The 14,278-nt window shown below is 62.1% G+C and carries 7 protein-coding genes; 2 read left to right on the top strand and 5 right to left on the bottom strand.

The window, feature by feature from the left end; genetic code table 11:
* Positions 1-105: 105 nt before the first annotated feature.
* The 4 genes from IFT79_RS16740 to IFT79_RS13405 form a co-directional block, all read right to left on the bottom strand.
* Complete coding sequence (locus IFT79_RS16740) at positions 106-3,078, bottom strand: RHS repeat-associated core domain-containing protein (RefSeq protein ID WP_192124672.1); 2,973 nt, start codon at positions 3,076-3,078, stop codon at positions 106-108.
* A gap of 1,428 nt (positions 3,079-4,506) precedes the next feature.
* Positions 4,507-4,899: a hypothetical protein gene (locus IFT79_RS13415; RefSeq protein WP_192124670.1), complete on the bottom strand. Its 393-nt coding sequence runs from the start codon at positions 4,897-4,899 to the stop codon at positions 4,507-4,509.
* A complete protein-coding gene (locus tag IFT79_RS13410) occupies positions 4,886-5,761 on the bottom strand; it encodes a hypothetical protein (protein ID WP_192124668.1) in 876 nt (291 codons plus the stop codon). The genes IFT79_RS13415 and IFT79_RS13410 overlap by 14 nt, the downstream gene beginning before the upstream one ends.
* Positions 5,754-6,614 (bottom strand): hypothetical protein, encoded by an 861-nt coding sequence (locus tag IFT79_RS13405; RefSeq protein ID WP_192124666.1) that lies wholly within the window; start codon positions 6,612-6,614, stop codon positions 5,754-5,756. Before IFT79_RS13405 ends, IFT79_RS13410 begins: the two co-directional genes overlap by 8 nt.
* A gap of 220 nt (positions 6,615-6,834) precedes the next feature.
* Between IFT79_RS13405 and IFT79_RS13400 the strand changes: the two genes are divergently transcribed.
* On the top strand, positions 6,835-7,083 hold the full coding sequence (locus IFT79_RS13400; protein WP_192124664.1) for a hypothetical protein: 249 nt from the start codon (positions 6,835-6,837) through the stop codon (positions 7,081-7,083).
* Positions 7,084-7,107: 24 nt separating this feature from the next.
* Here IFT79_RS13400 and IFT79_RS13395 read toward each other — a convergent pair whose 3' ends face one another.
* Complete coding sequence (locus IFT79_RS13395; protein WP_192124662.1) at positions 7,108-12,105, bottom strand: VWD domain-containing protein; 4,998 nt, start codon at positions 12,103-12,105, stop codon at positions 7,108-7,110.
* Between the two features lie 1,678 nt (positions 12,106-13,783).
* On the opposite strand from IFT79_RS13395, the gene IFT79_RS13390 reads away from it, so the two are divergent.
* On the top strand, positions 13,784-14,113 hold the full coding sequence (locus IFT79_RS13390) for a hypothetical protein (RefSeq protein WP_192124660.1): 330 nt from the start codon (positions 13,784-13,786) through the stop codon (positions 14,111-14,113).
* Positions 14,114-14,278 lie beyond the last annotated feature (165 nt).

The raw sequence follows: 14,278 nt of genomic DNA, 5'->3' as shown, positions 1-14,278 counted from the left end.
GGAAAAGTCTCGGCCATTCGAAGCCGGGAATGACTAGGGCGACAATCCCTCCGATCACGAAGATGAGCCCGAGTGCCAATCGAAGTCGAGACGAGAGTCCAGTTTTTAGGTACATACGTTGATCGCTGTTCCAATCGCTAGGACGGTGTATGCCGATGCGCTCGAGTAGCCGATCACGGCGAGGACGGTTGCCGGCGTTGCTGCTCCAGCGGTCGTGATCGTTGCAGCAATGGAGGCTGCAAGCCCGGCGGTGGCCGCAACGCTAAGCCCCAGGGAGAGGGCCGCTGTTCCGGCTGCGGAGAAGCAGTTTGCCCCTGTCGGGTCCGAGTAATTGACGGGGTCGTTGGCCGCAAATGCATAACGGTTCCCGTTGCTCGGATCGAGAGGTGCATCAAGAGTATCTTGCTGGGTCCACGCACCGGCGGTGGCGTCGTACCAGCGGAGCCCGAACTTGACGAGCCCCGTAGCGCGATCCTGGATACCGGACTTGAACGAGTACGGGTTCTGTCCTGCTCCGTTGCCGGTTCCGCCGGCGGTGAGTGCGCGGGTGCCGTAGGGGTCGTAGGCGTAAGAGAAGGAGTTGGTGGAGAAGTCCGTCAGGAGGCCGACGGGGTTGCCGAGGCCGTCCCAGACGTAGAGGGCGGAGATGTCTGACGAGGTGGTCAGCATCAGGGCCTGGCCGGTGCTGGGGTCTGAGTACACGTGGGCACCAGAGGTGCCACCGGTGTACTTGACAATCGTGGGATTGCCGTTCTGGTCCGCCTTGCCGTAGGTCGCGTTGTAGCTGACACCACTGGAGACCCCCTGCGACAGGACGGCCTTCTGGTTGACGCCGGCGTAGGTGTAGTTGCTGGTGACGGCGCCCTTGACGGCCTTGGTCATCTGCTGCGCTGAGTTGTAGGTGAACGCCGTTGTCGGGTTCGCGGTGAGGTTCCCGGCCCCGTCGTAGGCGTACCCCGCGGAGGTGATCTGGTTAGCGGCGTTGTACGTCAGCGTTTGCGATGACGGGGTGGCACCGGTGACGACCGCGGTGAGGCGGTTACCTCGGGCGTCGTAGGTGTACGCGTACGTGTTCGCGCCCGTGCCGCCAGCCTGTGCGACCTGGGTCACGCGGCCCTGGGTGTCGTAGCTGTAGGTGGTGACCTGGCCGGTCAGGTTGTCCCTGGACCACTGGATCTTCTGGCGGTCGTTCACTGCTGTGGTGCCGCAGGTGGGTGCGGGGCTGGTGGTGTTGTAGCAGTAGGTGGTGTCGTAGACGGCGGTGTTGTTGGTGTCGCCCGACCCGGTCCATGCCTTCAGGTTGCTGACTCGGCCTGACGTGTCATAGGAGGTGAGTTCCTTGCCTGCCCAGACGGTGTGTGCAGCGTTGGATTGCAGCCACGTGCCGGTGCGGCGCCCGTTGGCGTCGGTCTCGTACTGGATCTGCGCGGTTTTGCCACCCTTGGGGTAGGTCGTCGCGGTCAGGACGTTCGAGGCGTCGTAGGTGTTGGTGTACGTGCCGAAGGAGTCGACCTGGGTGCGCTGGTTGCCTGCCTTGTCGTAGGTGTAGCTGACCGTGCCGCCACCGGCAGAGTTAACCGTGGACAGCTGTCGTCCGAGCTGGTCAAAGGTGTTGGTGATCGTGCCGGTGTCGCTGACGCTCTTGGTGACCCGACCAGCCTTGTCATAGGTGTCGACCTGCGTGGGGCCGCCGATGATCTCCGTGCGAAGGAGACGGTCGAGCTTGTCGTAGGTGTACCGGGTGGTGTTGCCGCGACCATCGGTCTCAGAAGCCATCCGGCCGAAGGAGTCGTAGGTGTACGCCTTGGCGGCGAGGCTGCTCCCGGTGACGGGGGTCATGCCGGTCAGCTGGTGGTTGTTGTTGTAGCTGTAGACGGTCTTGTTGGCGCCATTCCCGGGGGCGGTCGCGGTGGCCACGGTGCCGTCGGTGTTGTACGTAAGTGCCGCCTGCGCGCCGGAGGCATCGGAGTTGCTGAGCTGATTCCCGGCACCGTTAAACGTCTTTAGGCTCTGGTTGCCGGCGTCGTCCGTGGTCGATGCGGGCAGGTAGGCCGTGGCAGCGGTCGAGCCGTACGTGGTGCTCGAGGACGCACCTCCCGGGGAGGCGACCTTGGTGAGGGACTCACCTGTGTTCGCACCATAGGTGCCGGTGGTCGTTCCGGAAGTGCTGGCGCCGGCCTGGCCGACGGTCGAGGACTCGGTGTCGGCGTTGCCGGTGTAGGTCGCGGAGCGCTCACGGCCGGCCGGGTCGACAGCCTTCGTCACGACTTCCTGGGCGGGGTTGATCGTGTAAGTCGTCCGAGGCACTGCGGTCACGGCTGCGGCCGTGTCCGTGTTCGGGCCCGCGACCAGAGTCTCCGTGGAGGAGGTGTAGGCCAGGCGGGTAGTCGAGGTGCCGGGCGAGCCTGCGGTGGTGTTCTGCTGGTCGACACGGGTCACCGCGTGAGTGGCGTCGTAGGAGAACGTCGTCACAGCGCCCGTGGTCGAGGTGATCGAGGTCAGATCCGTCCCCGAATAGGCAAACGACGTCGTGTTGCCCTCAGCGTCGACGATCGAGGTGAGGTTCGACGACGGGTCCTTCAGGTACTTCACGCTCCTGGCGTTGGAGCCGTCACCGGTCTGCGTGGCCGTGAACTGCAAGGTGCTCGGGTTGTAAACCAACGCAGCAGTACGCGTCCCAATCACACCCGCGGTCGACACGAGGGACTCGGGCTGACCGGCACTCGTGTAGGTGATCTTCGTGGCGTTGCCATTGCGGTCGGCCACGCTCAGGGCCTTGCCGTCCGCGTCGAAAGTGACGACCTGACGGGAGGTGCGGTCCGTCAGGGTGTACCCGATAGGCGTCTTGACGAGGTCCTGCTTGAATCCGGCCGGCGACGCGTACGCGGTCGCAGAGGCGGGGATGAAGTTCCAGGTGGCGCCGTCGGCGCCGGTGTAAACGACGTTGGCACCGTTCAGCGCCAAGGTTCCGGCGGACGCCAGGCCCATGGACCACTTGTTCGCAGCGACCGTGGCGGTGGCGCCGGTCTGCCAGCCGAGGGAGTTGTAGGAAGCCCCGATCGGGATGGTGGAGTTCACCCCGGGCATTGCAAGCCCGGCGGTGGTGACGAGGAGGTTGCCGGTGGCGACGTCGACGCTGGCCTGGACCTGGTCACTGATCGGGAACGGCAGGGTCGTGGCGGACGGCCGTGAGCCGGTGAGACCGGTCGTGCTCGGGCCCGAAGGAAGAGCTGCGGAAGCGGATTGTGCAACGCCGCCGACGAGGGCAGCACACGTAACACCGACGAGGGCAGCTTTCGCTGCGAACCCTCGCCCTCGGTGCGTACGAACAAGAGTGGACAACGAAACCCCAATGAGTCGTGATCTGACGATGAACACACGACGGCCCGTATAGAGACGCAGCGCCGGTGATTTAGGTGAGCCCGAACTGCGCCAAGTCACAGCGCATTGCCCCCAAGGCGAAAGCTAAGGCATTGAAAGACACCCCATGCCCCAGGGGCAGCTTGCAAAAAAACCTTCTCGTAGGTTTGCGGGCCACTCACCCTTAGAAACCACCCGCGCGGGCAATTCAATGTCGTGATGTTCAGTTCGCATTTTGGCTTTTACCTGGGCTAGGCATCTACGTTCAGCCACGGGCTCAGGGCGTCTCAGGGTCCCCCGCGCACGGCGCGTTGATAGTTCAAGTTGAGGATCGGCGGCCGGGATGACGCGAGCGACTTTCTAGCTACGGTCTTTTTCGGATGAAGGGCAGCCGAGTCGCGCAGTCGCGGGATCGAAGCGAAGGCGACTAGCTGTGAAGACTGAATGGACACGCGAGCACCTTTCGCGTCCTTGTCGCTTCTACCGCCAGCAGGAGCCAGGAGCCGTCAAAGGACACGGTCCAACGCTCGACCTAGCACGACCGCCCGATGCCCGACTAGTTATGGGAGGCCGGCGACGACCTTGTGCAGTGGCAAGCCGCTAGTAGGGTCCTCCTTCACAGAAGAAGCATCCAAGCATTTTCACGAGGACGTTTCCGTCCTCGTCTCGACCGAGTGAAGCGTAAGGCGTGTGTCGCCGGTGCCGACGCACGCTTCAAGCTGGCCGCCCCTCGATGTTGCTTGGGTCATCTAGGCTGCACACCTGGGCGCGCTCTGTGCCTGCCTTGCGCGGACAACGACAAGGTCGCCTTGCTCAGGTTGTTCAAGCATGCCTTGGGGACAACGAGCCGCTCCGACTCGGTGATGCCTCCCTGTGCCATTAGTGCCCAGACCACTGCAAGCAGCTTCTACTCCGGGCAGGTCTCGTCCCGGACAGGCACGAACGGCAGGCGGCCCACCAGCCGCTCCCCCGCCTTCTTAGTGTTCTTGGAGCGTCCAGCGGCATAGGTGCGCACGCGCCAGGCCTCGCCGCCCTGTCGGTACCCAACCGCCCGCATGTGTCGCTATCTTCCGTCGGGGCGGATCCCTGCCAGCGGGGGAACGGCACGTGTTGGACGCGAGGTCGACATCCCCATCCTTCAAATACCTACTCAGACCAGGCGGTGAACCGTCTCGACGTAAACCTGAAAACGTGGAATTCTCGGTCGCCATCAAGGAAACCCAGCAGGATGTCGTCGTCTTCTAGCTCAGCGTCGTCGTGGCGTTCTACCGGCTTCGAGTCTGGGAAACCAACAACAATGGCCGGCGTATCTGCGTCAGGGTACTGCCGGTTCCGGAGCCATTGCCGCCAACGGACCAGCTGGCCCACTTCAAACTTTTCTTCCGCTGTCCATTCGCCGAGGGCCGCCTGTAACCTGCTGGCGTACTCCGGCTCACGGGCGGCTTCTCTGTACCGTTGCCACCGCTCCTCTTTCTCGGACAGTTCCGGCGCGTCACTTTCGCCGGTCTGGTCCGCGTCTTGAGGGTCACCGTGCGCCATTGGTCACATTCCTTCGGTTGCTTGACCCATTGAGTTCGGGGTTCATTTGGCGGGTTGCATGGCGGGTGTTCTCGAAGAATGGATCCTCGGCGAGCCGGACCGGGGCCTCGAAGCGTACGCCGCGCCCGTAGGTGTGCACACCGGCTGTCCGCACAAAGACGCCCGGGCGATACTGGGCACCCTCACGACTGCTGCCGACACTGTCGAGGCGTGTCTCGTTCAGGCGTTGGGTCTCTTTGCGAAGGAGGCGTCTAAAGTGGCGCTCGCTCCTAACCTCTCGCAGCTCGTCTCTGGCAAAGATTGCGGTGAGATCCAGCGCATGATGGTCACCCATCTGCTGGAAAAACAATCCCCGCACCAAGAAGTAATCGAGGTCCTCTGACGGCGAGAACTCCGAATAAAGGTCGAAGTACGCTTTCGCGTCGCCATTATGAAGTTCGACTTTGTCACGGAGTGCCTCGATGAGGAGCGGCCGCACCGTCTTCCGGACGTTCATGCGGAAAGCGTAAAAAGCACTGTGATCGAAGACGTGCCAAGCGAAGCCCCGAGCTGCGCCGGGCCAGTCTGCTAGCTGGGTCGACGCGTCGCTCAGGCCTTGTACGCCCTCGGTGAGTCGCTTCAGCTGGGGCCCGATCAGAGCTACGATTTGGCCGTCTTGATGCCAAATGGGCGCAGTAGAACGCAACCTGTGAACATAGGATTCGGCGTGCTCAGTCAGTGGTCGAAGCGAGCCGGAACTGTGCCGGCCTGCGATGGAAATGCATAAGCGCTCGTCGGCTTCGAGGACAGGATCAGCCGTGAAGATAGCCTTTTCGTTACCAAGAAGGTCGGCGGCGAATCCGACGACTTTCGGGTCATCCATTGAAGTTCCTCTTGTAGAGATCAGAAGTCATGGCGTTGTAAGGGTCTAAGACTGTCCGGCCAACGTGACCGATGAAACGGGCGTGAGCAACCCCCGCTTTCGGTCCTAAGGGGCTCCCGTTTGTCAGCCAGCGTCGGTACCGCGCGAGGTAGTCATCGCGAAAATACACTCTTTGGGCCCTGAGATGCCGTGCATCGGTGGCAACGGCAGGGAGACGTCCTTCCCATCCCCACCGTCTGACGTCCGCGTGCCCCGCCATGGAGACCTCCGGGGCGAAGGGTTCTGCAGGGACGACCGCCGGTTCGTCGGTGAGATAGACGGCCGGAGGATCAAACGCCCTCGTGATCCACGCCCGGAACACCTCTTGGTGACTGTCCAGAGACATACTGTGCCTGCGAACCACATCTAACGGGAGGTCGACACTGGGATCGTTGAGAGGGATGTGCCGGAGGGCGATTCCTCCCGTGTCAAAAGGGGCAACCCGCCCGCCGAGACTGTCATCCTCGATGGGCGCGAATACTGCCACGTAGTCTCCAAAATCAGGAGAGTTCTTCCCGATCCCGTAGTAGACGTGCTGGGCTCCTACGAACAGCTCGATTTCCGCTTCTTCAGTCTTGTCGGAGCGAGACATGCCTGCAAAATTTCCCGTAAGACGCCTGTGAAGAATTTCCTGCCAGGTCATCTGAGATGTGGCCGCCACACCACCCGCGGGCGCCGTGGGCTTATAGCCACCACCTTGCGGTGCCTTCATTCTCATACCCTGAATCCAGGGAAACGGGCGGCCGATCCCCAACCTCAATCGACGTAGCGACACCTGCTCCAGGGCCCGCCTCACGTCCGTCGAGAAACTCATCAACTTGACACTACCGAAAGCGCAGGTACTGTCGCGAGCCTCATTCAGGGGAGGGCAGCTGACGAGGCGCCGAAGGCCAGCTGGTCCCGCGCGCAGTTGACGGGCAAGGAATTGCCACAGGGCCCTCGACTGAAGCCTTGCAGTTTCCTCACCCGAGGGCGGACTTGGCCTCCACCCGGTAGTCGACTGGCCCCGTAGGAGGAGTGGAAAAGGTATCGGCGTGACGAGAATCTGGGGCCAGCTCGCCGGCGCCACCCTGCAGGGTGAAACCGGCCAGGTGTCGGAGAAGACACGACAGAGGGACCTTTTCTCTGCGGCAGGTCCGGGTCGCCTCAAGGACATGGGCCAGGGGGCCGATCGGCTCGAAGGCCCAGGTGGGCATCAGCAAGCCAGCCAGCCGACGACGACGACGACGACGATCGTGATGCATTTGAGTCTGGCTCGAAGGAAGCGCCCCAGGAAATGGTGATTCCTAGGGCGCTTCCAGAACGGTCTACTTTCGAGTGAGGAACCCGTCAATGTCGACTCGGGTGCCAGAGGAGGCGCTGTTCTTCGTGCCGAGAGGCTTGACGACGACGGTGTGACTAGCTGTGGCGGACAGTGTTGCCGAACTGAACATGATGCTCCTGACTCCCGGGCTCGAGGAGTAGAGGTCGACGGTGGTTGCCGTCCCACCGTCGATCGCAACGGTTGCTCGTCCCGCCGCGGGCCCAGTTGCCATGACGACGGCGATCTGGTTAGTCCCGGTCGCAGGCTTATAGGTTGCCGATGCGCTTGATGCAGTGGCGTACTTCGTCGCGCCTCCCGAGCTGGCCCCAGCGCTGGCTGTCGTCCAGGTTCCGGCGAACGAGACTCGGCTGGTCACGGTCTCTTGGTCTAGGCCAAGCGTGATGGCTGTCGAGGCGGTCGACGCGGTGCTGAAATTGCCGGCCGTGTCGTAGGCACGTACCTGGTATCGCCAGGTTGAGGTGCCTGCGGGCACGTTGAGCGTCACGGACGTTCCAGTCACGTTCCCAGCGACAGTGAACGCGCCTCCGTTTGTGGAGTACTGCAATTGGTACCCGGCAACGCCAACATTGTCCGAGGACGCAGACCAACTGATACGAACGGGGATGCCCGCGGCGGGATTATCCGTGTCCGCTCCTAGGGTGGCTGCAGCAGGAGAAATGACTGCCGAGGCTGTACCGGGAGTCGTCGGAGCCTGTGTGTCGCCGCTGGGTGCCGTGATGACGAACTGGTAGCTGCTGGAGACCCATGACCCGCTCGCGTCGGTCGCCTTGACGACGAACTTATAGGTCCCAGCAGCCTTCCCGCTGTAGCTCTTTGGACTGCTGCAAGGAGTGAAGGCACTGGCCTGGGCTGACAATTCCAGCGAGCATTCGAACGTCGGGTTGACCATGTTCGAGGTGAAGGCGAATGCTGGTGCGGCGTTCGTGCTCGATCCCGCGGGCTTTGAGGTGATGGTCACGCTAGGGGGCGTGGCGTAGGGCGTCCAGGTCACGCCGCGGGCCGCCCATTGTCCAGCGACGTCCGTCGCCTTGACGAGGAACCTGTACTGAGTCCCGTCCGTGAGACCTGAGTACTGCTTCGGCGAGGCGCACGGCGAGAAGGTGTCCGGCTGCGCGACTGGCACGAGCGAGCATTCGTAGGTTGCTGTCTCATTCGCGGTGAAGGTGAACTGCGGCGATGCGGTGCTGGTCAGGTTGCTGGCAGGCGTCAGGGTGATGACCGGTGGTTCGAGGTCGACCATGAAGTCATAAGAAACCGTGGATTCGTTTCCAACCCAGTCCGTCCCAAGGACAGTGAAGCGGTAGGTCCCATGCTGAAGGTCACGGTAGACGGAGGCACCGTAGCAGTCAGACAAGCTCGGGGCAGCCCCTACCGGCACCAACGAACATTGGTAGGTCATGCCCTGCTTGTCGGCGGAGTATTCCAATACTGGCCCGTTGATGTTCGATTGCGCAGGCGGCTTCCTCGTGATCCGCAAGTTCGGTACGAGAGTGTCGACGGTCACATGGTGCCTAATCGCTGGACCCAAATTGCCGTCCGAGTCCTTTGCCCGGACTTGAATTGTGTGATCGCCATCGGCGAGGTCGCCAAACGTCGCAGGACTCGCACAGGGTGCGAACGGCCCCGTATAAGAGGGTGCGTCCAAGGCGCACTGGAACGACTGGGCGTCATCAGAGCCACTGAAAGACAGCGTCTGACTGCGCTTGTTCGATGCTTCGGCAGGGGGCGGCGAGAAAGCGACGGTTGGACCTGCCTGCGTCACGGTGATGCGGTAAGCGCCAACGGCCTCGCGCTCCGGGTCAACCCGCAAGCTGTAGTCGCCGGCGTTCAACCCGGTGACCGTCCTGGTCCAGCAATTGCCACTGTCAACAACGGTCTGGTTTGCATCGAGAAGCGTCCAGCTCAGTCGCTGCCGGTAGTTGAGGGACGGGCAAAGAGTCGGATCGATCGTGATTTGACGATTTGTCCCCTTGACCGTGAAGTCGTAGAGGTCGGTCGAGAGCTTTGTCTCGAGAGCCCCTGCCCCATTCGCAACCGCAGGCGAGGGGAGGTCCAACGGTAGCTGGACGGGCCCGGGCAGTTCGAATTGGAACTGCTCTGCCTCGGGCGTGACGAGGAGGTTCAGCGAGTAGGCCTCCGAAGTGGGCTGGATTTCGCCACTCGCCTCGACAGTCACGACATACGTACCGTTCAGGTTGCGCAGTCGCTGGTTGCCGTCTCCGCTCAGTCCGCTGGCCACGATCTTGCCCGTAGATGCGTTCGCAACACTCCACTTGATGGTTGACGAGCGGGTCTGCCAGTCGAGAAGAACATCCTGGTGGTTGAAGTTAGTTGCGTACTGGTCCCGAGCCCCCCAACTTTCGAGAACGCCTGAGCCTGCGGCAAGGGCAGGCGCCCGGAGTTCAGCGCTAATCCCGGGCTGCAACTGCACTGAGAAGTTCTGCGGAGCGACCACCCGAGCAGACACCTCGATGTTGTCCACAGCGAAACGCTGTGGCCCAGACAGGCCAGAGCCGGCCAGGGCGACGCTGACCAGATCGCGGTAGTGCTCGAAGGGCAGCGACACGCGCGTCGTGCGCACCGGTGTGCCGTCGCTGAGCACCCCGAGAGTGGCGGTCGACAGGTCTACTGGTGCTGCGGTCTGTGCATCGATGCGGAGCGCCACTGCGTCCGCGGTATCCCACTGCCCGAATGCAAGCAGGTCGAAAGAGACAGTGACTTCGTCGTGCTTCGGCAAGTCCGGAATGTGGAATCGGTATTGTTCGGCTCCACCGAATGGTCCCGCAGCAGTTCCGAATTCTGGACTTTGAGAGACTCGCAATGGGCTGAAGTTGGGTGCGATGGTGTTCGCGGCGAATGTCTCGCTGAGCTTGCCGTCGGTGCTCATCACCTTGTCGTCGGCCGACCGTGATGATTCGGTCGCCCCGGCGAATGCGACTGCGAAGTCGTTGTTGCGCGTGACGAGCACGTCAAGGACACAGTTTCCGAATGCGGGGCCGGCGACTACACCGGCTGCCTCGCAGGCCTGCTGTGCGCTCACTTGTTCGCTGATGGGGAAGTCGCCAGTCGTCTGGATCTGCTGCGGGAAGGATCGGTCCGTGAACGACGCCGTGGACTGCCCTGGCCCGTAGCTGAAGTCGGAGCTGGCGCTCCGGACTCGCCAGCTGTCCGCGTAGGCGTCATGGATGTCGACCGCGTTCGAGGCGTCGATCGCTACGCCGGTGCGAGTTCGGAGGTCGTTGAGGGGGTCACCGTCGTTGTTTCCCAAGAGTCCGACTGTCGGAACCCCTGGAGGCACTTGCACCCCGATGCTGCCCAGGGCAGCGTTGATCGGCTGCCACGACAGTTCCACGGGGGAACCTGTCTCCTCGTCCGCGGGCCAGGCCAAGCGGTAGGTGCCATTGTCGTTGAGGAAGTATCCGAGGTCCTCTTCATCGATGGTGATCCCCGTGCCGGGCGCAATGGTGATTGGCTCGCCGTCCAGCAACACGGTTCCGTCTGCGTGCATTTCGACGGTTTGGTCGCGCCAAGTCGTGACGACCGTAACGACGCTGGATTGCGTCCCAGCGGCCGCGAATCTTGCCTGCACACTGATTGCGCGTTCGGGTACTGCTAGGAGGTCGAACTCCCCTACGGACTGCATGTCGTAATTGAGCCCATCGAGAGTGACGAGGTGGGGGTCACCGTTCACGCGTGCTGGAGTAGAGACGTTGTCCGCGCCGTCCTGGTCGTAGGAATCGAACAGGACGTCGAGCAGGACACGAAGCGAGGCCACGTCCAAAGTCTTGAGGAAGGCTAGAAAGCTTGCGTTCTTGAAGAGGTCTGGAAAATTGATCGCGTCGTCGCACGCGTGCGCAACCGGGGTGTGGGTGATGTTTTTCGTCAGTTCCGCTGATGCCAGAGCTGCGCAGTATTCGGGGCCCTTCTCCCGCCAATACGCAACCCCCGTGGCATCTGTGGCGAACAGTTCGGACCGAGAGAAGGCCGGAACTTTCTCCGCCGGTTGTTCCACCGACTCTGAAGGGACGCAGATCCCCGGAGCCAGTGCACAGACGATGGCCGTTGTTATGAGGTCAACCGTGTTGGGTTGGCCAATCGAATACGGCTCCTCGGTCTGGTCGACGTCATTGTCGCGTCGCTTGCCCTCCTCACAGTCGTACTTCTCGACGGTGCGTTCGACAACGATCGCCCCTGCATGCTCACTCGATTGGGAGACGTCGAAGCGGTGCCTGGTCTCGGTTTTTACAAAGTTCCCGCGGGCGTCACGGTCGTTGCAGTCGCTCTTTTTGACGGAAAAGGTGTCTGTGAAGGCCTCCGCGTTGGCTGCCCTGATGGAGTTCCAGAGTGACTGCGACCGGTTCTGACCCTGACTATTCTTCAGTGTCTCCGCGTACTGCTCCGCCTCCTTGGCGGCCGTCTGTAGAACCTTCTCGCGACTCTTCGTAGTACCGGTGGCAACCTTCAGTTCCCAGAGGTCCATGGGCTTTGTCGAGGGATTGCTTGCCCCGTAGAAGTCGGGCTTGTAGTTGATGACGTCGGCGTACTTGCCGGGGTCTGTTTTCGAGACTGTTTCCCACTGTGCGCCAGGGTGGATGGCGCGTTGTGAGTGGCCAGGCTGCAAGCTCTCGAGACCCCAGTTCGAAAGGTCCTTCAGATCGAGGTACTGAATGAATCGTGCTTGGGCAATTCGCTCGCCCTGAACCTTGCCGTCAACGGTCGAACAGGTCCCGTTCTCGTAGGCATAGTTCTTTTCCCTGGACCAGTCGACCTGAGCGAGGCAGGCATCAGAAAATCTCCCGCGGGTTCCGACAGTCGCGCCATTGACGCAGATCTGCTGCCTCGCGGTGAGTTGAGCGTTGAGGTCGTTGCAGTCTCGGATGCTGTCGGCGGCCGAAGCTGGCTCGACTGCGACGAGACCCCCCAACACCGCTGCCGCCGCTAACACTAGAGCGGTCGCAGACCGCAGCTTCATCCATGACATGTGCATCCCCTCGCAAGGCACCCTCATGGAGCCCACGTGCAATTCTTAGGGGATTCCCAGCTCGTCGTGCGATCCCCCAAGAGGGGGTCCTGGCCCATCGCGCCCCCTGGCACACTGGCGGAACGGTCGAAGAAGGGATGACGAGATGGCAGGCACTCCCGGCGTGCATACGAACCGCGAGTTGACGGGTCCGGTACTTTTCGCCATCCCCGGACCCACCGACCTTTGGGGCTGGCAGCCAAAGGCCGGTTTGGTCAAGATTAGTAGCCCGTTCCGGACTCCTAGAGCTAGCTTCGACTTTGACCTGTCAAGCGACGGAGACTTGCTTTTCTACACCTGCGTCTTGGCGCTGCCAGGCTCACCGCGAGCCAGATTCGCCCTAGATCTTCTGTCAGGGCGAGAGGAGGAACTCGAGCCACTACCGCCCTCGACGGAACCTTTCTACGGCCAGAGAGGCCAAGAGTGTCGCGTCGAGCACATCGACTGGATCGACTTTCGACCGACCCGATCAATCATGCACGTGCGCCGAGATGAAACCAGCCTCCCGCAGCCTCTACTCGAGGGCAAACCGGCGGACTTTGCTTTCGACGACATTCCCGGAAGTATCCGCGAAGGACGGCCTGTCCAATATTCTCCCGACGGGCGACGGATCGCTGTCAGTTTTGACCACGGTGCTGGCCATCCGGGCAGCCTTGCCGTCGTCGAGCTGGCGAACGGGTCGATGACACGGCGCGACGGTTTTGTGTCATCTGGATCTAGCGCTTGGAGCCCAGACAGCCGATACCTCGTGGGCGAGCGACGTCAGCCCCTCGAGTCACGAGAAAGCCGTCTGGCCGTCTACGACCTTGATACAGGCGAGACCACAGCACTTCAGCTTGACTCGAACCTGGACGGAGCTGCGGTTCGAGGTTGGTTGGACCTAAGGCACGTTCTGATCTCTACGAGACGACAGCGAGTCATCGCCCTGCACGCTGTCGACATCGACTCGGGCCATGTGGTCAAACAGCGGGCCTTCCGGCTCCCCCTTCCTGCGGGCAGCGCGGCACCCTGGCTTTGGGCGCCCCGGGCAGTCATGGAGCATCCGGAGGCACTAGGACTCATCTGACCCGGACGCCGGTAAGAGCCAAATCAATACAGATGGCTGCGGTCCCGGAAACGATAAGGCAATAAAGATGAGGAACTTGGAAGTGATGGGCCAAGACGGAGACGAGGCAGGTTGGCCCTGCGCAACGAGAACGCGAGCCGGCCGACCCGGCAGCCCCGTTCCTTGGACGATCTGGGGCATGGGCCGTGCTTGGGCCTGGGACCCCCGTGGTGTACTGCTGGAGTTGACAAACATTGGCGATAGGAAGGTCGTTCATCTTCCGTCCGCCACCCTCGATCCGAGGGGCACAATCCTCCCATTTCGAGCGTCGCGCCCGAGGGTTGGAACCTCGTGAGGCAGAGGACGTTAAGCACGATCTTCTGACGGGACAATCGTCGCGCCAGACACCGGGGTCCATCCCAAAGTCGCCTGGACCGAGCGGCGAAAGACTCGACCTGGCGATGACGGAAGCCGCCCTTGGTCGTCTAACGCGCTCGGAGTACACCCTGACCGTGAAGAGGTCAGCCTCCAAGTTTTCCGTCGACGACCCCATTGGCTACAACCAGTCAGGTCCCGCCGCTCAATTCACCTCGGATGGACGACACCTCGCGCCGAGTCACCAGACGCCTGATCGGCAAAATCAGCGGAATCCCAACCATCAGTCTGCTCGATAACAAGATGGATCATTTCGACGGAGATGAGCTGGTCGGCTCGGCAAGCTGGAGCCCTGACGGCTCGCGGCTCCTGGTGGCCTCGAGCCCGGGCGCCTACCCACAAGTGCTCGACACACAAAATGGGTCTCAAGCACGCCTCGACATGGTCATAGAAGACCCCCGCAACACCCCCTGGCTGACACTCATGGGGGGCTCGACGATGCGAATCTCCTTGCCCACCGCGACGTGGGATCGCGGATGCACCTCGTAGCCGTGAACGTCAGGTCAGGTCAGCGCCGAAGACTTATCAGCGTCGCGCGCCCAGCGCCCAAGAATGAGATCAGTGGCGTCTTCATGGCGCAGTACCCTGCCCAAAAGTCGCCAGCGTCATGCGGACTCGCGTCAGCTCAGGAACAGAAGAAGGCGCAGGGTCTCG

The organism is Frigoribacterium sp. CFBP 8759 (assembly GCF_014841655.1).
GTDB lineage: Bacteria > Actinomycetota > Actinomycetes > Actinomycetales > Microbacteriaceae > Frigoribacterium.
Note: the sequence above shows the minus strand (reverse complement) of the source record. Positions and strands in the feature narration are given on the sequence as shown.

What these genes read in the sequence shown, in the direction of transcription:
- IFT79_RS13415 (WP_192124670.1), bottom strand. Translation starts at nt 4,899, where the DNA reads ATGGCGCACGGTGACCCTCAAGACGCGGACCAGACCGGCGAAAGTGAC.
- IFT79_RS13410 (WP_192124668.1), bottom strand. Translation starts at nt 5,761, where the DNA reads ATGGATGACCCGAAAGTCGTCGGATTCGCCGCCGACCTTCTTGGTAAC.
- IFT79_RS13405 (WP_192124666.1), bottom strand. Translation starts at nt 6,614, where the DNA reads ATGAGTTTCTCGACGGACGTGAGGCGGGCCCTGGAGCAGGTGTCGCTA.
- IFT79_RS13395 (WP_192124662.1), bottom strand. Translation starts at nt 12,105, where the DNA reads ATGTCATGGATGAAGCTGCGGTCTGCGACCGCTCTAGTGTTAGCGGCG.
- IFT79_RS13390 (WP_192124660.1), top strand. Translation starts at nt 13,784, where the DNA reads ATGGACGACACCTCGCGCCGAGTCACCAGACGCCTGATCGGCAAAATC.